The following is an 18,793-nucleotide window of genomic DNA, read 5'->3' as shown; positions in this document are numbered from 1 at the left end:
AGACGCCCTGTGCGGGTCTTGCTGTTTCCACGGTTTCACCTTAAAGACTGTGGTCAGAATTGAGTGTATTTGGCCTCGCTGTTCTTGAAATTTGGTGATCTGGCAAACCAAAAGAAAGTGATCCCAGAAAACATTGGCACCCTGCCTTTTGCAGAGACAGGGTGCTGGAGAACAAATCAGGTGTGTTGAAACAAATCAACCTGTGACTGCTCAACCTGTGACTGCTCAACCTGTGACTGGAGGAGCAGCCACCTGAACAGCAAGGGGAACTGCCGCCCCCAGATCCAGCCCACGCTGACCAGGAGAACAGGTGCCCACTGTGATTTCCACAGGCCCCTCTGACCACACCCCTTCGCCCTGGGCATTGATGAGCTGCAGGGCACTGGAAGGCACAGCAAACTGAACCTGCTGGGTGGCTCCTGCGGGCACAGAGACTTTCTGAAAAGCCACCAGTTGCTGCAAGGGGACCGGAGTGGCAACCTCAGGATGCTGCACGTAAACCTGCACCACCTCGGAGAGGTCGCGTGGGCCGGGGTTGTGCACCTGCAGGCTCAGGTGAAGGTCATGGTCTGCAGAAAGGGTGGCAGGAGCCTGCAAATCAGAAAGCTGGACCTGTCCGTAAGTCAGGCCATACCCGAAAGGAAAGAGGGGTTCGATGGTGCTGTAACGGTAGGTGCGTCCGGTCATGCGGTAATCCTCGAAGTCGGGCAGGTCTGCAGTGCTTCTGGGAAAAGTGACGGGCAACTTTCCACTGGGGGATTGATCGCCAAAAAGCACATCGGCCACAGCACGACCCCCCTCCTGACCCGGATACCACACGAACACAATGGCCTCCACCAGATCGGCCACCTCCTCCAGGGCCACAGCAGAACCTCCGGTCAGGACCAGCACGGTTTTTGCTCCGGCTTCGGACAGTTTGCGCAGGGCATCAAGTTGCACCTCCGGGAGTTCAATGCGGGTGCGGTCCCCGTTCTCTGCAGAATCGATGGATTCCCCTTCTTCCCCTTCCATGTGGGGCGTGATGCCCATGCAGGCAATCACCACATCGTTCTGGGCCGCCGACTGGAAAATCCAGCTGGTGTGCGACTGGGATTCATGCAGCACATGGGTGGCAATGCGGTACTCTGTACGCACCCCTTCAGGAATGCGCCCCATCAGTCCTTCCAGCAGGGTGGTGAGGCCGGTGTTCATGCCGTAATAGTTGCCCAGGAGCACCTCCACGCTGGTGGCGGTGGGACCCAGCACAAAGAGGCTCTTGAGGTCGTCCCTGAGGGGCAGGATGTTGTTTTTGTTCTTCAGCAGCACCACCGATTCCACCGCGGCCCGATGGGCCAGTGCAGCGTGTTCCTGGCAGGCCACCACATCCGTGGAAATGCTGGCATAAGGCACCCGTTCAGGTGGATCGAACATGCCCAGTTTGAACCGTGTGGCGTACACCCGGGTGAGGGCAAGGTCCAGGTCTGCTTCGGTGATCAGGCCCTGCTCATGGGCTTCCAGCAAATGGGAGTAACGGCAACCGCACTCCAGGTCACAGCCTGCCTTCAGGGCCTTTGCGGCACTCTCGGTGGGATTGGGGGTGCAGCCGTGGGGACCATCAAAATCCGAAATGGCCCAGCAATCCGAAACCACATGCCCCTGAAAGCCCCAGTCTTCTCGCAGCACCTTCCCAATCAAATACGGGTGGGCACAGGCAGGATCGCCATTGACCCGGTTGTAAGCCCCCATCACCGCCTCCACGTTTGCTTCTGTGACCAGCTTTTTGAAGGCAGGCAGGTAGGTTTCATGCAGGTCTTTCAGGCTGACCTGGGCATCAAAACCGTGACGCAGTTTTTCGGGTCCAGAGTGCACCGCATAATGTTTGGCACATGCCGCGGTTTTCAGGTAGGTGGGATGGTCTCCCTGAAGCCCTCTGACAAAAGCACTGCCCAGGGTTCCGGTCAGGAAAGGATCTTCCCCCCAGGTTTCCTGCCCCCGCCCCCAGCGAGGATCCCGGAAGATGTTGATGTTGGGAGACCACAAATTCAGGCCCTGGTAGATGTCGGTCTTGCCATTTCTTTTCAGGGCCGCATGGTATTTGGCCCGCGCTTCGGTGCTGATGGCATCCGCCACATTTTGCACCAGTTGCGCATTCCAGGTGGCTGCCATCCCGATGGCCTGCGGAAACACCGTGGCCCTGCCATTGCGGGCCACCCCGTGCAGCCCCTCGCTCCAGGAGTTGTAAGCCGCAATGCCCAGACGGGGAATCCCGGGCGCTTCATGCCACAGCTGGGAGATTTTTTCACGAACGGTCATCCTGCTGAGCAGATCTTGCAAACGCTGGCCCAGATCGAGGTCAGGATTGAGGTACAACGGGGCATCAGACATGGTTTCTCCTTGATTTGGATGCCTCATTTTACCGTTCGCCCTGAAAGGCAGATCATTTTGGACGGGGTTCAATGAAAAAAAAGGTCAGGAAGAAGATGCCGAGGGCCGAGAGCCCAGGGCCGAGGGCCAAAAACAGATCTGGCGATGTGGATGGATGCGCAGTATTCCTGCCAGCAGGGAGAAGCATGATGCCCCTTTGGCTGTACGATTGACCGCACATGGGTTCGGCAGCACGTCTGGGCCTGCGGTTCTGTTGACACCAGCAATTTTAGAATCTACGTTGCTCTCGGCTCTCGGCTCTCGGCTCTCGGCTCTCGGCTCTCGGCTCTCGGCTCTCGGCTCTCGGCTCTCGGCCCATAAGCTGTTTCACCTACCCAGCCCCTCCTCTAGACATGGTATGTTTTGCCCATGGAACAGCTGAAAGAACTGAAACACCTGATTGGTCAGATCTCAGACCTGGGCGGGGCCATGGGCCTCTTGAGCTGGGACCAGGAAACCTACATGCCGCCAAAAGGGGCAGAGGCCAGAGCCCAGCAAATGGCCACCCTGGCCCGCATTTCCCATGAATTGATGACGGGTGAGAAAATGGGGGGGTTGCTGGAAGACCTGAAGGGGTTTGAAGAACAGCAAGCTGCAGATTCCATGGACGCTGCCATGATCCGGGTGGCCCGCAGGGACCACGAGAAGCGCACCCGCATCCCTGTGGATTTTGTGGAAAAGGCCAGTCTGGCCCGCAACCGTGCCCACCACGCCTGGATCAAAGCCCGCCAGGAATCCAACTTTGCACTGTTTCAGGACAACCTGCAGGAAATGATGGACCTGGCCCGGGAAGGGGCAGAACTGGTGGGCTACGAGGATCATCCTTACAATGCCGTGCTGGACGATTATGAGGAGGATGCCAAAGTCAGCGAGATCAAGACGGTCTTCGCCAGCCTGCGGGACCAGACCCTTCCCCTCTTGCGTGCTGTCCTGGATGCAGGGGATGCCACCGATTACAGCATCCTGAACCGCCCTCTGGCCGCAGAGAAGCAGAAGGATTTTGCCCTGAAAGTGGCCCGTGACCTGGGTCTGTCTCCTGAGTTTTCCCGTCTGGACACCACCACCCATCCTTTCCAGACCAACTTTTCCATCGACGACATCCGCATCACCACCCGATACGACGAGACCTACTGGCCCACGGCCCTGTATGGGGTCTGGCATGAAACCGGACACGGCCTGTACGAGCATGGGGTGAATCCTGAGCTGGAACGCACCAACCTGGCCAGGGGCACCAGCCTGGGCATCCACGAAAGCCAGTCCCGCATGGTAGAGAACATGATCTGCCGTTCCCGTGCTTTCTGGCAGCATTATGGTGCAGACTTCAGTGCTGCCGCCCCTGAAGTGGCTGCGGATTTGAGTGCAGAAGAGCTGTACCGTGCAGTGAACCGGGTGCAACAAAGCCTGATCCGGGTGGAGGCCGATGAGCTCACCTACAACTTTCACATCATGCTGCGCTTTGAGCTGGAACTGGAGCTGTTTGAGGGCACCCTGGCCATCAAGGACCTGCCAGAAGCCTGGAACCAGAAAATGCAGGACTACCTGGGGATCACCCCTCCCAACGACGCTCTGGGGGTTTTGCAGGACATCCACTGGTCTTCTGGCCTGATCGGGTATTTCCCCACCTATTCTTTAGGGAACCTGTATGCCTGTCAGCTGTGGAATGCTGCTGCTCAGGATCTGGGCGACATGGACGCCCTGATTGCCCAGGGAGAAGCCCACAAAATCATTGGCTGGATGAGGGAAAATGTGCACCAGTATGGCAAGATGTACAGCCCCAGAGAACTGATCCAGAAGGCCACAGGTGCACCTCTGAATGCAGACCACTACGTGAAATACCTGAATGCCAAGTACCGGGATGTGTACGGGATCTGAGAAAGCAACAGTTTAAGTTTTTGTGGCAAAATCCTTACATTTGAAGGATTTTGCCAGGTAAACAAGAAGAAAGGCGCTCCAGAAGCGCCTTTCTTTGATTATGTTTTTTGTTAAATCAGGTTCAAATGGGACCCGGAGTGTGTTTTGGAGTGTGCTTTAAAGCTCAGATCACCAGACGGCGGGGCAATGGAAAGAGGGTACGCTTGCGAACAGGAGCAGTGGCAGGGGTTTCTGTTTCCAGCACGTAATAATTGATCAGGTACATGCGGGTGGCGTGCAACCAGGCGTGGGCCAGTTCAAAATGGGGATGCTGGCGGTCTTTTAAAGCTCTGGCACTGCGCAGAAGGTGTTCTTCGAGGTCCCGCAGGGCATTTTTCCCACCTTGATTGTCGGCTTCAATCAGGGTGTTCATGACGGTGGTCGGATGGACCTGGCCTTTCTTTAAGCTGTCAGCAATGGTGTCCAGTACGCGCATCAAAACTGCTCCTTTCGCATAAAAACCTGTTCTTGGTTATGATTGTAGCATAATACATAGGCTGTTTCAAGAACTGAAAATTTCCATTCTGTATTGACCGTAGTCGGTACCTCTGCTATCCTACGGATAGGAGCGATTTTTAAGTTCAAAGCAGAACGAGAAGACGCCCGGGAGTCTGATAGAGGAGGATCACATGAAACTGAGCGAACGCTTACGTGAACTCCGCGCAGAACGGAATTTGAGGCTCAAAGACGTGGCTGCCATTGCTGGCATCAGCGTCCCGTACCTCTCCGACCTGGAGCGCGGGAGAACCAATCCAAGCCTGGATACCTTGCAAACCCTTGCCACCGCGTATGACATCACGGTGCATGACCTGCTGGAATCCGTAGAATTCTACGGTCTGAATACTGATGGTGCACTTCCCAAAGGCCTTGCCGATCTGGTGGCAGACCCCGTGCTGGGCGGTCAACTGACCCCCGACTGGGTGCGCACCCTGAGCCGCATTGAACTGCGTGGCAAGCGCCCCAGAGACAAGCAGGACTGGTACGAAATCTACCTGCACCTCAAACGCATTCTGGAGTGAGTTCTGCACGCCTGCTGCGTCACGAAAGTGGCGCAGTTTTTCTTTGTTCTCTGGAGATGAAAATGGCGGGATACTCTGGCAGGACCCTCACCCAGAAACTGGGTTTGAAGCCCCACATGAAAGCCATGTGGCTGGATGCACCGGATGGCCACCTGGACTGGCTTCCAGACCTTCAAGAAATCACAGAGATCACAGAAATCACAGCAGGGTCTGAGGGCACATCACCTCTGGACTTCATTCACCTGTATGTGACCCGGAAGCAGATCCTGCAAGAAAAGCTTCCTGAACTGCGCACCCTCCTGAATCCTGCAGGCATGATCTGGGTGTCCTGGCCCAAAAAAGCCTCCCAGGTGCCCACCGATGTCACCGAGGACACCATCCGGGATCTGGCCCTCTCGCTGGATCTGGTGGATGTGAAAGTCTGTGCCGTCAGTGAGGTGTGGTCTGGTCTGAAACTGGTGATTCCAAAAGCCAGCAGGGCACGCGCGGTTCAGATGTTGTAGTACATCTCAAACTCTTTGGGGGTGGTCTGCAGCCGGAAGGCTTCGGATTCTTCCCTTTTGAGATCGATCCAGTTCTCCAGGAAATCCCGGGAGAAGACATCTCCAGCCAGCAGGAATTCATGGTCGGATTCCAGTTCGTCCAGGGCCTCATCGAGGGTTCTGGGCAGGGTCTTGATGCGCCTGGATTCACGGGCAGACAGCGAGTACACGTTCTTGTCCATGGGCGGTGGGGGCTTCATGCCCTGCCGGATGCCGTCTAAACCTGCCAGCAAAATGGCACTGAAGGCCAGATAGGGGTTGGCACTGGGATCCGGTGCCCTGAACTCGATGCGTTTGTCTCTGGCATGCTGGGGACCTTTGTAGAAGGCAGGGATGCGCACCACTGCAGAGCGGTTGCCCGCACTGATCACCAGATTGACTGGGGCCTCGTAACCGGGCACCAGACGGCGGTAACTGTTCACGCTGGGGTTGGTGAGGGCGGTCAGGGCAGGACCGTGGTACAGCAATCCTGCAGCGTAGCTCATGGCCAGATCTGAAAGTTCGGCGTACCCTTCCGGGTCGTAAAACAGGGGCTGTCCGTCTTTCCAGAGGGACTGGTGGCAGTGCATGCCTGAGCCGTTGTCTCCATAAAAAGGTTTGGGCATGAAGGTGGCGGTCTTGCCTGCCTGAAAAGCCGTGTTTTTCACCACATACTTGTACTTCAATACGTGTTCTGCAGCATCCAGCAAAGGAGCAAAACGCATGTCAATTTCCATCTGGCCTGCGCTGGCCACTTCATGGTGGTGCAGCTCAATGGGAATCCCAATGGACTCCAGATGCTTGACCATGTCGCTGCGCAAATCGGAGTAACGGTCTGCCGGGGGCAGAGGAGCATAACCGCCCTTTCTGGGCAGGTTGTAACCATTTCCCTGTGTGCCTGTGGTCCACCAGGATTCGGTGGCATTCACTTCAAAGAAGCTGGCATGGGGAGAAACGGCGTAACCCACACTGTCCAGCACAAAGAATTCTACTTCTGGACCAAAGTAAGCAGTGTCTGCAATGCCCGTGGAGATCAGGTGTTCCTGTGCCCGTCTGGCAATGTTGCGGGGGTCCCTGAGGTAGGGTTTCCCGGTTTCGGGTTCCACCACATGACAGGTGACCATCAGGGTTTTGTGCTTTGCAAAAGGATCCAGGCAGGCGGTGTGGGGTTCTGGAATGAGCAGCATGTCAGATTTGTCGATGCCCCTGAAACCCTTGATGGAAGAACCATCAAAGGCAATGCCTGCCTGCAAAAGTTCGGGGGTCAGGTGACGGGTGGGAAGGGTGAAGTGCTGCTCTCTGCCTGGCACATCCACGAAACGCACATCCAGAAAGTCCACGTGTTCGTCATGCATGTGTTTCAACAGCTCTTGCGGATTTTTGAACACGGTTTGACCTCCACCTTCCCACCTGACTCTTGCATCATGTCAGAAATTTCTTGCACAAGTATAAGAAATTTTTTCATATTGAGTCAAGAAATTGATCTGAATGTGCATTTTGTACAAAAAAATCTGCATGATGTGCTGAAAATGACGCATCGGGCTCTTCTGGTGAAGCAGGTGCAAAAGAACAGAAGGTCCCTTGATGGGGACCTTCTGGCTGGACTTGCAGCTTTGCTGTTGCCGGAGGCTTCAGAACAGCTTGCTGATCTGGGCAAATTCATCCTGGGCCAGAGCCAGCACAGTTTTGAAGGTGACAGAATCGTCTTTCTCGATGGCTGCTTTGAGGTCAGCAAGGTGGCTGGTGAAGCTGGCGGCCAGTTTGGCATCTTTTGCTTCTACAGTGGTTTTCAGCAGCTCCCAGCGCTTCTGGGCACCTTCCAGGGATTCCAGACCCTCGCCAATTTCACCTTCGCCAATGTATTCGTCGTTGGTGGCGCTCAGGCCCAGACCCAGCAGACGCAGGTTCTCGGCGTTGGGATCGCTGTGCACCGCCTGGAAGCTGGCAACCACTTCATCGGCCAGTTTGCTGTAGGCATCGCTGCTGATCTGTTGCAGCTGGGCGATCTGCAGTTTTTCCACACTTTCCATGGCGTCATGGGAGATTTTGGCAGCTTCCACCACAGCACGGTTGAGGAAGCCCACGGCATCCTGATACTCGCCAGGGTTGCTCTGGTTGCCCCCCTCCATGCCTGCAGCGTAATCCCCTTTGGAACTGGTGACCAGGTTGCTGGTCAGGGCAATGTAGAAGTTGGTGTCTGCACCGGCAAGGGCAGCATCATAGGCTTTGTCCCAGGCCCCATCCAGGAATTTCTCGACGGTCTGCTCATAATCGGCAGGGGGTTCCATGCCAGGGGCATGCATGATGGCATGCAAGGCATCTTCAAAAGGCTTGACCAGGTCTGCAGAGACTGCAGGCTGGATTTTGCTCCAGAGTTCTTCCAGAGAGTGACCGGCATGTTTTTTGCCCCATTGCAGGCTTCCGGCATTGTAATTGGAGACGCTGGCGAACAGGTGGCCGCGCATCAAATCCAGGTTGGTGGCAAGGTCCAGGTTGGCTGCAGAAGCAGAACCCAGGATCAGGGTGGTCAGGGCAAGCAGGCGTTTCAACATGATTTTGAGCTTAAAGTCACCCCTCTATAAAGTCAAGTGAAATGGTCGGATTAATTCCTTCAGTCCAGCAAGGGGTTGTCCTGATGGACCCTCACAGGCCCACCAGCTTCAGGGCCAGAGGGGCGTTGTCTGCACGGATCTTCCAGCCCCCTTTGTTCACCAGTTCAACCTGCAGGGTGTCTTCTCTTCCTTCGGTGCTGGCTGCCTTCTGAATGCCCTGAGAAACCCCTTTCCGGGTTTGTTCCAGGGCCTCTTTCATGCCTTCTGCAGGGTCGTCCATGTTGATGTCCATGTCAGACATGCTGTCCATCATGCCGTCCATGCTGTTCATCATCACATCTGCGAGGGCAATGCTCTTGATTTTGACCACCACGCTGGCCCGGTCCTGTTGCACCTCTTTTGACAGGATGGTGTATTCCATTTTTTCAAAAATGTGGCTGTCTTTCACATCTTTAAACTCAATGCCACCAGATTCCACCATCTGATTGGCGGCGGCAAATTCTCCTTTTTGCAGGTGATTCAGAAAGTTTGAGACTGCATTTTCTGGAGTGGAAGCTGTGCTGCATGCGACCAGAGCAAGAGATAAAAGACCAGCAAAGAAGTTTTTTTTCATTGGATTTCCTTTCAGAACAGCAAGATGCGAAATTTCCCAGAAGGTTTTGGGCCACAAAGAGGTTTTTGGACCTCACAGTCAGATACGTTGCCTGCATTCAAAAGTTTCTGCCTGTCATTGTGCAGCAAAAAGACCTCTCTTGCGAGAGGCCCTGATCACAACACATCAAGCCACATCAGGTCACAGAAAGTCAGAGGATGCGTTTCCCCAGCAAGCTTCCTGCCATCTCCACCATCACCTGTGCGGTGCGGTTTTTCTCGTCCAGAATGGGATTGACTTCCACGATGTCCATGCTGGTGATTTTGCCGCTGTCTGCAAAGAGTTCCATCAAAAGGTGGGCTTCACGGTAGGTCAGACCGCCTTCCACAGGGGTGCCCACGCCAGGGGCCAGGGTGGGATCCAGTCCGTCTGCATCGAAAGACACGTGAATGCGCTTCAGGTGCCCCAGTTTTTTCAGGGTCTCCTCGGCAATTCTGGAGATGCCTTTCATGTCCACTTCGCGCATGGTGTAAACGGTGATGCCGTGCTCTTTGATCAGGCGGCGTTCTTCGCTGTCCACGCTGCGGATTCCGATCATCACGATGTCTTCGGGACGGATCTGCCATGCTCCTGCAATGGAGAGCAGTTTTTCATGCCCGATGCCGCACAGATGGGCCACAGGCATGCCGTGGATGTTGCCGGTGGGGCTGGTCTCCGGGGTGTTGAAGTCGGTGTGGGCATCCACCCAGATCAGTCCGGTGCGTTCCCCTCTGGCGCAACCTGCCACCGTGCCCATGCTGACCGAGTGGTCTCCACCCATGCAGATGGGGAAGACGTTCTCGGGGAGGTCCAGCAGCACGTCATAGGTGCGTTTGCAGGCATCGTAGATGGGGTCCAGAAAGACCATGCCGGATTGTTCCAGCACATTGAAGGTGTCGGCAATTTCCACCGGGATGTTGCCCAGGTCGGTCACCGAGTGCCCGAGGTCTTGCAGGTGTTGCTTGATGCGGGCATTTCTGAGGGCACTGGCCCCCATGTCTACGCCCCGGCGTCCAGCGCCGAGGTCCATTGGGATTCCGAGAATGGCCACTTCCATGCATACGAGTCTAACACGACAAATCGGGTATTCATAACGACTGAAACAATATTTTTCAAAAGTCCTCAAAAGCCCCTAAAAGTGAATATTCAAATGCATATTCACTTAAAAAACTGCTGATTTGACCCGGGTGGTCCCGAGCGCATACACTTATATGATGTCTGTGAATAGCGCTAATCCCGCCATTCGCCTGTCACGCATCCTCAACATCCCTGGAGAAGAGGTTACCGACTCCGGAACCTTCGATCTGTTGAAATATGAACAGGGCGGCGAAGAAGCCATCCTGAATGTGCAAGACGGGCGATACAAAGTAACCGCCAGCAATGTTGGAGAAGACCGATTCTGGCTCTCTGGCACCGTGGAAGCCACCCTCTTTCAGGAATGTGCCCGCTGCCTCAGGCCCACTCCCGTGCCTGTGACCACCCAACTGGGCATCCTGATGGAATACAGCCCCAAAGTGGAAATCCCCTACCTGGATGAAGGTGAGGCCGGAGAGGAAGTCATCAAGTTCGGTGATCCCATCTTCAACCTCGGGGACATTTTTGTGGAAAACCTGCTGATCAATCTGCCTTATGTGGTGCTCCACGACGAGAACTGCAAGGGACTGTGCCCCATCTGCGGCATTGACCTCAACCCGGACAGTGGCCAGACCTGCCCCTTCGACAATTGCCCCCGTGTGGCCCAGGAAAAAGACAGCGCAAACCCTTTCGGTGCCCTGAAAAACCTGGACCTCCCTGATGAGTGAACTGACCCACTTTGAAGAGGGTGCCCCCCGCATGGTGGATGTGGCAGACAAGCCCAGCACCACGCGCACCGCACAGGCTGAAGCCATCATCATGCTGCCAGAACCTGCAAGGCTGGCTTTGCAGAACAACCCCAAGGGCGACCCACTCATGGTCGCCCAGCTTGCTGGCATCATGGGGGCCAAGAAAACCAGCGATCTGATTCCGTTGTGCCATCCCCTCCCCATCAAAAAAGCGGGCGTGGAGATTGAACCGCATGCCCAGGGACTCAGGGTGATTGCCACCGTGAAAACCGAAGGCCAGACGGGCGTGGAAATGGAAGCCCTGACTGCTGTCAGTGTGGCTGCCCTCACGGTCTACGACATGCTGAAAGCCGCCAGCAAAGGCATCGAGATCCAGAACATCCGCCTGCTGTCCAAAACCGGCGGCAAGAGCGGCGATTATCACGCAGAGGAGCAACCGTGAAAGCAGCACTGTTAGACACCTTCCAAAAAGACAGCCTGGCCTTCTGGAATGCCTTTTTCAGGGAACTGGATTTTGAACTGGTTTCTGCCCGCAACTCCGAGCAGGAAGCGCTGGACCTGGGCCGGGAAAGCCTGCCCACCGAACCCCGTCACGTTCAGTATGCAGTGGGTCGCCTGATTGACTTTCACATGCAGGGTGCCACAGTCATTGTTCCCAGACCCGCAGAGGTCATCGGAGACAAAATTGATGCCAACCCCTGGCTCACTGAATTTCCTCTGGTGGCCAATTACCGCCTGAGCCTCCCCAGACCCGAACAGGTGCTCACTTATGGTGAAGAGGACATCCAGCGCTCTGCCCTGACCCTGGGCACGCAACTGACCAGCAACCCCCAGCGGGCACGCATGGCCTGGGAACGCCACAAACCCCTGTTGAAAAGCAAACGCAAAGAACTGGTGACAGAAGTTGCAGGTTACCGCACGGTGGCTGTCATTGCCCCCCGTTACCTGCTGCAGCAGGACATCCATGTGGCTCCTGCGCTGGAAGCCCTGAAAGAATACGGTCTGCTTCCCCTGCTTTCCAGTGATCTGGACCGCTCTGAAGCGCTGGACCGTGCCTCCAGAATCGATGTGAAGGTCAGCACCGACATCGAACAGGAACTGGCTGGAGCTTTGAGTCTGCTCGATGGCAAGGGCTTCATTCAGGGCGTGGTTTTCCTGGTTCCTGAGCGATCAGAAGCCCACCAGAAATTCATCAAGGACCTGGTGAAAAAGACCCGCAAGCCTTCACTGGTGCTGACCCTGCAGGACACCCCCGAACTGGTGGACCACGGACAGATCCGGGCTTTTGTGGAAAGACTTGAACAGTCCAGGACAGTACAATGAACTTGAAGAGGGAACTGAATGGATAAAATTCTGGGCGCACCACTGGCTTTCTGGAACTGGCTCAACACCAAAGACCCCCGTCCGGGCATCAATCGGGACAAGATCATCCGCCTGCTGGTCAAGGCTTTTCTGTTTGCCATGGTCATCAACCTGATTGTGGTGTTCCTGGCCGCCCTGAAGGTCCCTTACATGAACACCTTCTGGGGCCAGACCCTGGTGATGCTCCTTGTGTACATTCCCTTCCTGCGCTGGTTCATGATCGAGATGACCCCCGCCCCTGCTGCTGCCCGCAAAGGTGCGACCACAGACAGCAAAAAATTCAAGAAGGCAGACAAAAAACGCAAGTTTGCTGGTGTGAAGGGCAGAGGGCCTCGCCTGAAGTGAGGTGCCTGCTTCAGACCCATCAATCTCACACACTTCAAAATTTTTTTGCTATACTTTCATTTGCTGCCTTTTAAGGCTCTAGTCTCAAGGAGAAACGCTCATGGCTAAACACCCCGTACCCAAGAAGAAAACTTCTAAATCCAAACGCGACATGCGCCGCAGCCACCACGCTCTGGTGGTCCCCAACCTGGTCGAGTGCCCCAACTGCCACTCCAAGAAACTCCAGCACCACGTGTGCAACGAGTGCGGTTACTACGACGGCAAACAAGTCCTGAGCGTCTAAGTTGACCTCTACGGAATAGTCCCCAGGTGAAAATGCCTGGGGATGATTTTTTTGCTGATGTGCAGGCTGTGGGGTGCGGGCATAATGGTCCCTATGATTCTGCAGACCCTCAGCATAGGACAGGCCCAGGAGCATCCTTACCAGTCGGGACTGGTCCAGAGCGCCATCGTCAAACATTCCACCCCTGAAAAACTTCAACTCACCTTCACTGGACTGGTGGGCGACCAGCAGGTCGACAGACGGTACCATGGGGGTCCAGACAAGGCCATCTGCGTGTATGCCTCAGAGCATTACCCATTCTGGAATGCCCGCCTGGATCGGGAACTTCCTGTACCTGCATTTGGGGAGAATTTCACCACACAAGGCCTTCTGGAGTCAGTGGTGTGCATTGGAGATGTGTACCAGATTGGAGGGGTCAGGGTACAGGTGACCCAGCCCAGACAGCCCTGCTTTAAACTGGCCATGCGGCATGGCATCAGGGATCTGGCGGTGCAGGTCACCGGGAGTGGGTTCACAGGGTTCTATTTTAGGGTGCTGGAAGAAGGTCTGGTGCAGGCAGGTGAGCCCATCACTTTGCTGGAAAAAGGCCAGATCACCATTGCTGAAGCCAATCGGGTGATGCATGTTGACCGCCAGGATCTTGCAGGCATTGAACGGCTCTTGCAGGAACCTGCCCTGTCAGAGGCCTGGCAGAAAGAACTGGGAAAACGCCAGTAAAGCTGCATGACCAAAAAGAACCGCCCATTTGGGCGGTTCTTTTTGGTTGGGCTTGATCCTCAGGGCATGGCCACATGGAAGAAGAAGATCACCTGATTGGCTTTCAGGTCATAATCTGCCTTGACCAGATGGATGTCGTTGGGGTCTCTGGGGGCATCCATCAGTTTTTCCAGGTCCACCACGGCCAGGTAGGTTTTGCTGTCGTTCATCAGCAGACCGTAGTGTTTGCTGCCTGCGGCCAGGGTGAAGTTGGCAATGCCGTGAGGATCACCGGGATTGAGCCAGGTCACTCCTTCGGCTGGATTGGGAATGCTGCTGAAGGCATAATCTCCAAATTCCAGGGGTGCTGTTTTGGAGGTGGGCATTTTCACAAAGCCCATGGCATCTCGGGCAGAACCACTGCAGAACTCTGCGCTGAAGAAAGCCACATGGATGATGGAATCCACACTGATGTCAGTGAGGGGCCAGTTGCATTGCTGGTTGTGGGCCAGGGATTTGGTGAAGGTTTTGGTCTTGAACTGCCCTGCTGCGGGTTGGTTCAGCTGCACATCGTTCAGGTCCACAAGGTGGGCGAACAGGTCGTACTCGTTGGCGGTGATGCCGATGTTGGTGTTGTAATCCACTGCGCCATGGTCTGGCTCATCCAGATCTGGGACCAGGGTGCCATCCAGTTTGTAGGCTTTTTTGGTGGCCACATCCACCAGATCAATGGAACTCTGGGTGAGGTATTGAGGGGAGAAGATCTGGTTGGTGATGGGGTTGTATCCGAAGTTTTCGGCCACATCTGCCAGGATGTTGGTTTTGATGGTTTTGGTCACCAGATGGTCCAGCATGCCATAACCCGGCTTGGTGGAAATCAGGAACACATCGTCTCTGGGATCATAGAGGATGCCACAGATGTAGCAGTTCCCGCCGCTGTAGGACACCTGCTCGGTCAATCCGGTGGCAATGGTGTCCACCACTCCAGTGGCCACATCCATCACATAGACATTGGGGGAGAGGTAGCTCACGCAGGCCACCTTGAAGTGTTCCCAGTCTGCCGTGCAGGCATCCACACTGAAGGTGTCTGTCTTGCTGATGCCCTGTGGACGCACCACCGAGGCAGCCACTCCGGTCTTGATCACGCCATCTTTGGCCAGCGGAATTTTGATGATGCCTGTTGCGGAAGGCACAAATGCAAAAGTTTCTCCGTCTTTTTCCAGCACGGCCATGGCACCTGAGCCAGAACCACTGGAACTGGGTGGCGTTGGATTGACCGTGATGGCTGTGGGAGGATCACTGGTTTTGCTGTTGTTGGAGGTGTCAATGGCTCTGGCTGTGTACGTGAAATTGCCATCCACTGTGGTTTTTTCGGTGTAGGTGTAAGGGCTGGTGGTGTCTTCGCCGACTTTGACTGCACCTTTGTAGAATTCCACCCTGGCCACCCCTTTGTTGTCGGTGGCGGTGGCGGTGAGCTCCAGGTTTTCTCCGATGTTGAGGGTGGTTTTGTTGGCGGCCAGGGTGACGGTGGGCAGCGTCTTGTCCGTTGGGGTTCCGCTCATCTGACAGGAAACCAGACCCAAGACAAGTCCTGCGCTCAGTAAAAACCGGTGCTTCATGGTTTCTCCTCCATATCGCCTGAAGAAAGTGTCAAGAAATTGTGGCTCGTTCTACAGTATAGATCAATCGAATTTCCTTGTGTGACTCAAGCATCACAGGGTGCAGAAATGTTTGCAGATAAATTGACCGGCTGGTCAGTTTATGATAGTGTGCTCTCATCATGAACGCAGGCATTACCGCACTTGGCACCTACGTCCCCACAAAGGTGGTCACCAACGCTGACCTGGAACAGCGGCTGGACACCAGCGACGAATGGATCCAGTCCCGCACAGGCATCCAGAAAAGACACTTTGCAGAAGAGGGGGAATTCTGCTCCACCCTGGCGATCCGCGCCGTGGAAAACCTGAAGGCCCGGTACGGAGATCATGTTCTGGATGGTGTGGATCTGGTGATTGTGGCCACGGCCACCCCGGATGCCATGTTTCCCGCCACCGCCTCACTGGTGCAGGCCCACTTTGGCCTCAAAGCTGGTGCTTTTGACCTGCTGGCTGCCTGTCCAGGCTGGCTTTATGCCATTTCTGCAGCCCAGGCTTATGTGGCCTCGGGCACCAGCAAAAAAGTGCTGGCCATTGGTGCAGAAACCCTGTCCCGGGTGATCAACTGGGATGACCGGGCCACTGCTGTGCTGTTCGGAGATGGAGCGGGTGCCGCCATCATCGAAGGGGTCAAAGAGGGTTATGGCTTCAAGAGCTTCGTGCTGGGATCAGACGGCATGGGTGCAGACCACCTGCACATGAAGGCCTTCGCGGATTGCCTGCCCAGCGGAGCCAGAATGACCCGCAAGCTGTACATGAATGGCCGTGAAGTCTTCAAATTCGCCGTGCGGGTGATGGACAGTGCCAGCCTGGAAGCCATCGAAAAAGCGGGCCTGAAGCCTGAAAACATCAGCCTGTTCGTGCCCCACCAGGCCAATGCCCGGATCATTGATTCGGCACGGGAACGCCTGAAACTGCCCCCTGAACGTGTGGTGGTCACGGTGCAGGATTACGGCAACAACAGTGCCGCCAGTGTTCCGCTGGCTTTGCAACGCGCACTGGACGAAGGACGGGTGCAAGACGGAGACCACCTGCTGTTTGTGGCCTTTGGTGCAGGATTGTCCTGGGCTTCTTGCGTGCTCACCTGGGGAGGAAAACAATGATTGCTGCCCTGTTCCCCGGACAGAACAGCCATGCTGTGGGCATGGGAACCGCTGTTCGGGATGCTTACAACGTTTCTGCACAGGTTTTTGAAGTGGCAGATCAGGCCCTTCCTGGCATCACCAACGTGATGGCTGAAGGCCCGCTGGAAGACCTCACCCTCACGGCAAACCAGCAGCCTGCACTGGTGACCGCTTCCATTGCCGCTTACCGGGCCTGGCAGGAAGCCACCGGACTGAAACCCGCTTATGCTGTGGGTCACTCCCTGGGCGAATTTTCTGCCCATGTGGCTGCAGGCACCCTGGACCTCAAGGATGCCATCCAGCTGGTGCACAAACGCGGAACCTACATGCAGGAAGCCGTTCCAGTGGGCCTTGGAGCCATGGCAGCAGTGATGGGAGAAGACATCGCCACCATCAGCGAAGTGTGCAAAAACACCCCCGGTGTGGTGGAAGTGGCCAACTTCAATGCACCCACCCAGACGGTGATTTCTGGAGAGGCCAGCGCTGTGCAGGCCGCCAGTGCCGAACTGAAAGGCAAGGGCTTCAAGGTGATCCCCCTGAAGGTTTCTGCCCCGTTCCATTGCAGCCTGATGCAATCTGCCAGAGAGAAGCTGGAAACAGACCTCCAGAACATCTCTTACCAGCCGTTGCAGTTCCCGGTGATTGCCAACTTTACAGCCCAGGAAGTGCAAAATCCTGCGGAAGTGGCCGCCCTGCTCTCTGCACAGGTGACGGGCAGTGTGCGTTTTGTGGAAAGCATCTACAAGTTGCGTGACCTTGGGGTCACTGAATTTGTGGAATTTGGCAGCGGAACTGTGCTGACCGGCCTGCTCAAACGCATCCTTCCTGAAGCCAGAAGCTTCAACATTCACACCCCCGAAGACATTCAGAAGTACCTGGAGGCACATCAATGAAAGTTGCACTCGTCACCGGCTCCAGCCGGGGTCTGGGAAAGGCCATTGCCCTGGAACTGGCCCACAAAGGTTTCAAAGTCGCGGTCCACTACTCAGGATCCCAGGCGGCTGCAGAAGCCGTTGCAGAAGCAATCCGCAATGGTGGAGGAGAAGCCCAGACCTTTCAGGCCGACCTCTCGGACAGAGAAGCCGCCATCAAACTGGTGGACACCGTGGCAGACGCCATGGGCGGTCTGGATGTGCTGGTCAACAACGCTGGCATCACCCGTGACGGCCTCCTGATTCGCATGAAAGACCAGGACTGGGAGGATGTGATCCAGACCAACCTCAGCGCCGCCTTCTACACCACCCGCGCTGCCATCAAACGCATGATGAAAGCCCGCCATGGCCGCATCATCAACCTGTCCAGTGTGGTGGGTCTGATGGGCAACCCCGGACAGGCCAACTATGTGGCTTCCAAAGCCGGAGTGGTGGGCCTCACCAAAGCCGTGGCCAAAGAATACGGTGGCCGTGGCATCACCGTGAATGCTGTGGCCCCCGGTTTCATCGAATCTGACATGACCGCCAAACTGCCCGAAAATGTCCAGCAGGACTACCTCAAACAGATCCCCGCAGGCCGCTTTGGCAAGCCCGAAGAGGTGGCCAAACTGGTGGCTTTCCTGGCTTCAGAAGACGCCGGTTACATCAACGGCCAGATTGTGGAAATCAACGGCGGGATGTATTCCCACTGAGCCCACAACCGTCTTGCTGGACGGTCTGGAATCTCACCTGTCAGACCCCTGAAGTTTGATGAGGTCTAACGCAAATCAGATCTTTTGGTGTAAACTACGCCAAGAAATACGGAGGAAAACATGAGCGTGTTCGAACAAGTCAAAGAAGTGATCGTGGATAAACTCGGTGTGGATGCAGACAAAGTGGTTCTGGAAGCCAGCTTTGTGGATGACCTGGGCGCTGACTCCCTGGAAACCGTTGAGCTGATCATGGGCCTGGAAGACAAATTCGGCGTGACCATCGCCGATGAAGATGCCGAAAAGATCCGCACTGTGCAAGACGCAGTGAGCTTCATCGAAGGCAACAAGTAAGACCTTCAGCCCCACCTCGGGCTGTGCCCTTTCCTCCCCGCATCGGGGAGGATTTTTTGTGTGCCATGCCAACGCAAAGTCCCCCCTGAAACTCAGGGGGGACAGGTTCGAGCTTGCAAGAAGCAGGGGGGTGAAGCAGGGAAGAGGTCAACTGGTTGCAGGTTTGTTCAGGTTTGGGGCCTGCGGAGGGGGCGCATCTGAATCTTCAGGGTCAGGCAGCAAACCACCTTTGAGGAGGATGCGGAACTCTTCACCCGAGAGGGTTTCCCGGACCATCAGGGTTTCCACCACTGTATGGATCACTGGTTTGTACTCCTCCAGAATGACCTTCACTTTGGTGTACTGTGTGTCAATGATCCGCTTGATCTCGTTGTCGATCATTTCAGCGGTTTCCTGGCTGTAATTGCGCTGGTCCTGGTAAGCGCCGAGGTAGGTTTCGTTCTCCACCTGGTGGGCAATCTTGCCGAGCAAGGGGCTCATCCCCCATTCGGTC

General features: G+C 55.6%; 20 protein-coding genes and 1 pseudogene. 13 read left to right on the top strand and 8 right to left on the bottom strand.

All coding sequences use genetic code 11. The features are described from left to right. Window positions 1-225 precede the first annotated feature (225 nt). On the bottom strand, window positions 226-2,364 hold the full coding sequence (locus IEY52_RS11980) for a glycoside hydrolase family 3 C-terminal domain-containing protein (RefSeq protein ID WP_189002932.1): 2,139 nt from the start codon (window positions 2,362-2,364) through the stop codon (window positions 226-228). 408 nt (window positions 2,365-2,772) lie between these two features. On the opposite strand from IEY52_RS11980, the gene IEY52_RS11975 reads away from it, so the two are divergent. Beyond that, entirely contained in the window at window positions 2,773-4,275 is a 1,503-nt protein-coding gene (locus IEY52_RS11975) for a carboxypeptidase M32 (RefSeq protein ID WP_189002931.1), read from the top strand. Between the two features lie 163 nt (window positions 4,276-4,438). Here IEY52_RS11975 and IEY52_RS11970 read toward each other — a convergent pair whose 3' ends face one another. Further along, window positions 4,439-4,750: a hypothetical protein gene (locus IEY52_RS11970; RefSeq protein WP_229684760.1), complete on the bottom strand. Its 312-nt coding sequence runs from the start codon at window positions 4,748-4,750 to the stop codon at window positions 4,439-4,441. 193 nt (window positions 4,751-4,943) lie between these two features. On the opposite strand from IEY52_RS11970, the gene IEY52_RS11965 reads away from it, so the two are divergent. Together IEY52_RS11965 and IEY52_RS11960 are read left to right on the top strand one after the other, a co-directional pair. Continuing rightward, complete coding sequence (locus IEY52_RS11965) at window positions 4,944-5,333, top strand: helix-turn-helix domain-containing protein (RefSeq protein ID WP_146884374.1); 390 nt, start codon at window positions 4,944-4,946, stop codon at window positions 5,331-5,333. A 62-nt stretch (window positions 5,334-5,395) separates the two neighbouring features. Then, the gene (locus tag IEY52_RS11960; RefSeq protein WP_229684759.1) at window positions 5,396-5,836 is read left to right on the top strand and encodes a DUF3052 domain-containing protein; all 441 of its coding nucleotides are present in this window, start codon (window positions 5,396-5,398) and stop codon (window positions 5,834-5,836) included. Here the strand turns inward: IEY52_RS11960 and glnA are convergent. The 4 genes from glnA to rocF all read right to left on the bottom strand — a co-directional run bounded on the left by glnA (window position 5,824) and on the right by rocF (window position 10,094). Beyond that, window positions 5,824-7,209 (bottom strand): type I glutamate--ammonia ligase, encoded by a 1,386-nt coding sequence (gene glnA / locus IEY52_RS11955; protein ID WP_229684758.1) that lies wholly within the window; start codon window positions 7,207-7,209, stop codon window positions 5,824-5,826. The genes IEY52_RS11960 and glnA overlap by 13 nt on opposite strands. Window positions 7,210-7,485: 276 nt before the next feature. Continuing rightward, window positions 7,486-8,406 (bottom strand): hypothetical protein, encoded by a 921-nt coding sequence (locus IEY52_RS11950; RefSeq protein WP_189002928.1) that lies wholly within the window; start codon window positions 8,404-8,406, stop codon window positions 7,486-7,488. A 91-nt stretch (window positions 8,407-8,497) separates the two neighbouring features. After that, window positions 8,498-9,019: a hypothetical protein gene (locus tag IEY52_RS11945; RefSeq protein ID WP_189002927.1), complete on the bottom strand. Its 522-nt coding sequence runs from the start codon at window positions 9,017-9,019 to the stop codon at window positions 8,498-8,500. A gap of 190 nt (window positions 9,020-9,209) precedes the next feature. Continuing rightward, complete coding sequence (gene rocF, locus IEY52_RS11940) at window positions 9,210-10,094, bottom strand: arginase (protein ID WP_189002926.1); 885 nt, start codon at window positions 10,092-10,094, stop codon at window positions 9,210-9,212. A gap of 157 nt (window positions 10,095-10,251) precedes the next feature. Here rocF and IEY52_RS11935 point away from each other — a divergent pair, with 157 nt between their 5' ends. From IEY52_RS11935 to IEY52_RS11910, 6 genes are all read left to right on the top strand, one after another. Further along, window positions 10,252-10,839 carry a YceD family protein gene (locus IEY52_RS11935; RefSeq protein WP_189002925.1) on the top strand — a complete coding sequence of 196 codons (588 nt, stop codon included), beginning with the start codon at window positions 10,252-10,254 and terminating at the stop codon, window positions 10,837-10,839. Continuing rightward, a complete protein-coding gene (moaC, locus tag IEY52_RS11930; RefSeq protein ID WP_189002924.1) occupies window positions 10,832-11,302 on the top strand; it encodes a cyclic pyranopterin monophosphate synthase MoaC in 471 nt (156 codons plus the stop codon). Before IEY52_RS11935 ends, moaC begins: the two co-directional genes overlap by 8 nt. Continuing rightward, window positions 11,299-12,183 carry a hypothetical protein gene (locus IEY52_RS11925; protein WP_189002923.1) on the top strand — a complete coding sequence of 295 codons (885 nt, stop codon included), beginning with the start codon at window positions 11,299-11,301 and terminating at the stop codon, window positions 12,181-12,183. The genes moaC and IEY52_RS11925 overlap by 4 nt, the downstream gene beginning before the upstream one ends. An 18-nt stretch (window positions 12,184-12,201) precedes the next feature. Next, on the top strand, window positions 12,202-12,567 hold the full coding sequence (locus tag IEY52_RS11920) for a hypothetical protein (protein WP_189002922.1): 366 nt from the start codon (window positions 12,202-12,204) through the stop codon (window positions 12,565-12,567). A 100-nt stretch (window positions 12,568-12,667) separates the two neighbouring features. Further along, complete coding sequence (gene rpmF / locus IEY52_RS11915) at window positions 12,668-12,850, top strand: 50S ribosomal protein L32 (protein WP_189002921.1); 183 nt, start codon at window positions 12,668-12,670, stop codon at window positions 12,848-12,850. 93 nt (window positions 12,851-12,943) lie between these two features. Further along, window positions 12,944-13,567: an MOSC domain-containing protein gene (locus IEY52_RS11910; RefSeq protein WP_229684757.1), complete on the top strand. Its 624-nt coding sequence runs from the start codon at window positions 12,944-12,946 to the stop codon at window positions 13,565-13,567. A gap of 59 nt (window positions 13,568-13,626) precedes the next feature. Here the strand turns inward: IEY52_RS11910 and IEY52_RS11905 are convergent, their stop codons facing one another. Then, window positions 13,627-15,165 carry an Ig-like domain-containing protein gene (locus IEY52_RS11905; protein ID WP_189002919.1) on the bottom strand — a complete coding sequence of 513 codons (1,539 nt, stop codon included), beginning with the start codon at window positions 15,163-15,165 and terminating at the stop codon, window positions 13,627-13,629. A gap of 161 nt (window positions 15,166-15,326) precedes the next feature. Here IEY52_RS11905 and IEY52_RS11900 point away from each other — a divergent pair, with 161 nt between their 5' ends. The 4 genes from IEY52_RS11900 (at window position 15,327) to IEY52_RS11885 (ending at window position 18,300) form a co-directional block, all read left to right on the top strand. Next, window positions 15,327-16,304, top strand: coding sequence for a beta-ketoacyl-ACP synthase III (locus IEY52_RS11900; protein ID WP_189002918.1), 978 nt, complete (start codon window positions 15,327-15,329; stop codon window positions 16,302-16,304). Further along, on the top strand, window positions 16,301-17,218 hold the full coding sequence (gene fabD / locus IEY52_RS11895) for an ACP S-malonyltransferase (protein ID WP_189002917.1): 918 nt from the start codon (window positions 16,301-16,303) through the stop codon (window positions 17,216-17,218). Before IEY52_RS11900 ends, fabD begins: the two co-directional genes overlap by 4 nt. Beyond that, window positions 17,215-17,949 carry a 3-oxoacyl-[acyl-carrier-protein] reductase gene (gene fabG / locus IEY52_RS11890; RefSeq protein ID WP_189002916.1) on the top strand — a complete coding sequence of 245 codons (735 nt, stop codon included), beginning with the start codon at window positions 17,215-17,217 and terminating at the stop codon, window positions 17,947-17,949. Before fabD ends, fabG begins: the two co-directional genes overlap by 4 nt. Window positions 17,950-18,069: 120 nt before the next feature. Next, a complete protein-coding gene (locus IEY52_RS11885) occupies window positions 18,070-18,300 on the top strand; it encodes an acyl carrier protein (protein WP_189002915.1) in 231 nt (76 codons plus the stop codon). A gap of 147 nt (window positions 18,301-18,447) precedes the next feature. On the opposite strand, the pseudogene IEY52_RS11880 reads toward IEY52_RS11885, so the two are convergent. Continuing rightward, window positions 18,448-18,793 (bottom strand): annotated as a pseudogene (locus IEY52_RS11880) (ATP-dependent zinc metalloprotease FtsH); the annotation flags it as partial.

Origin of the sequence: Deinococcus roseus, from assembly GCF_014646895.1 — a bacterium.
Classification (GTDB): Bacteria; Deinococcota; Deinococci; order Deinococcales; family Deinococcaceae; genus Deinococcus_C; species Deinococcus_C roseus.
The sequence above is the reverse complement of the archived record's forward strand: the minus strand, read 5'-3'. Positions and strand labels throughout refer to the sequence as shown.

Excerpts from the sequence above, each read along its gene's own strand:
- IEY52_RS11980 (WP_189002932.1), bottom strand. The coding sequence starts at position 2,364 with ATGTCTGATGCCCCGTTGTACCTCAATCCTGACCTCGATCTGGGCCAG.
- IEY52_RS11975 (WP_189002931.1), top strand. The coding sequence starts at position 2,773 with ATGGAACAGCTGAAAGAACTGAAACACCTGATTGGTCAGATCTCAGAC.
- IEY52_RS11970 (WP_229684760.1), bottom strand. The coding sequence starts at position 4,750 with ATGCGCGTACTGGACACCATTGCTGACAGCTTAAAGAAAGGCCAGGTC.
- IEY52_RS11965 (WP_146884374.1), top strand. The coding sequence starts at position 4,944 with ATGAAACTGAGCGAACGCTTACGTGAACTCCGCGCAGAACGGAATTTG.
- IEY52_RS11960 (WP_229684759.1), top strand. The coding sequence starts at position 5,396 with ATGGCGGGATACTCTGGCAGGACCCTCACCCAGAAACTGGGTTTGAAG.
- glnA (WP_229684758.1), bottom strand. The coding sequence starts at position 7,209 with ATGCATGACGAACACGTGGACTTTCTGGATGTGCGTTTCGTGGATGTG.
- IEY52_RS11950 (WP_189002928.1), bottom strand. The coding sequence starts at position 8,406 with ATGTTGAAACGCCTGCTTGCCCTGACCACCCTGATCCTGGGTTCTGCT.
- IEY52_RS11945 (WP_189002927.1), bottom strand. The coding sequence starts at position 9,019 with ATGAAAAAAAACTTCTTTGCTGGTCTTTTATCTCTTGCTCTGGTCGCA.
- rocF (WP_189002926.1), bottom strand. The coding sequence starts at position 10,094 with ATGGAAGTGGCCATTCTCGGAATCCCAATGGACCTCGGCGCTGGACGC.
- IEY52_RS11935 (WP_189002925.1), top strand. The coding sequence starts at position 10,252 with ATGTCTGTGAATAGCGCTAATCCCGCCATTCGCCTGTCACGCATCCTC.
- moaC (WP_189002924.1), top strand. The coding sequence starts at position 10,832 with ATGAGTGAACTGACCCACTTTGAAGAGGGTGCCCCCCGCATGGTGGAT.
- IEY52_RS11920 (WP_189002922.1), top strand. The coding sequence starts at position 12,202 with ATGGATAAAATTCTGGGCGCACCACTGGCTTTCTGGAACTGGCTCAAC.
- rpmF (WP_189002921.1), top strand. The coding sequence starts at position 12,668 with ATGGCTAAACACCCCGTACCCAAGAAGAAAACTTCTAAATCCAAACGC.
- IEY52_RS11910 (WP_229684757.1), top strand. The coding sequence starts at position 12,944 with ATGATTCTGCAGACCCTCAGCATAGGACAGGCCCAGGAGCATCCTTAC.
- IEY52_RS11905 (WP_189002919.1), bottom strand. The coding sequence starts at position 15,165 with ATGAAGCACCGGTTTTTACTGAGCGCAGGACTTGTCTTGGGTCTGGTT.
- IEY52_RS11900 (WP_189002918.1), top strand. The coding sequence starts at position 15,327 with ATGAACGCAGGCATTACCGCACTTGGCACCTACGTCCCCACAAAGGTG.
- fabD (WP_189002917.1), top strand. The coding sequence starts at position 16,301 with ATGATTGCTGCCCTGTTCCCCGGACAGAACAGCCATGCTGTGGGCATG.
- fabG (WP_189002916.1), top strand. The coding sequence starts at position 17,215 with ATGAAAGTTGCACTCGTCACCGGCTCCAGCCGGGGTCTGGGAAAGGCC.
- IEY52_RS11885 (WP_189002915.1), top strand. The coding sequence starts at position 18,070 with ATGAGCGTGTTCGAACAAGTCAAAGAAGTGATCGTGGATAAACTCGGT.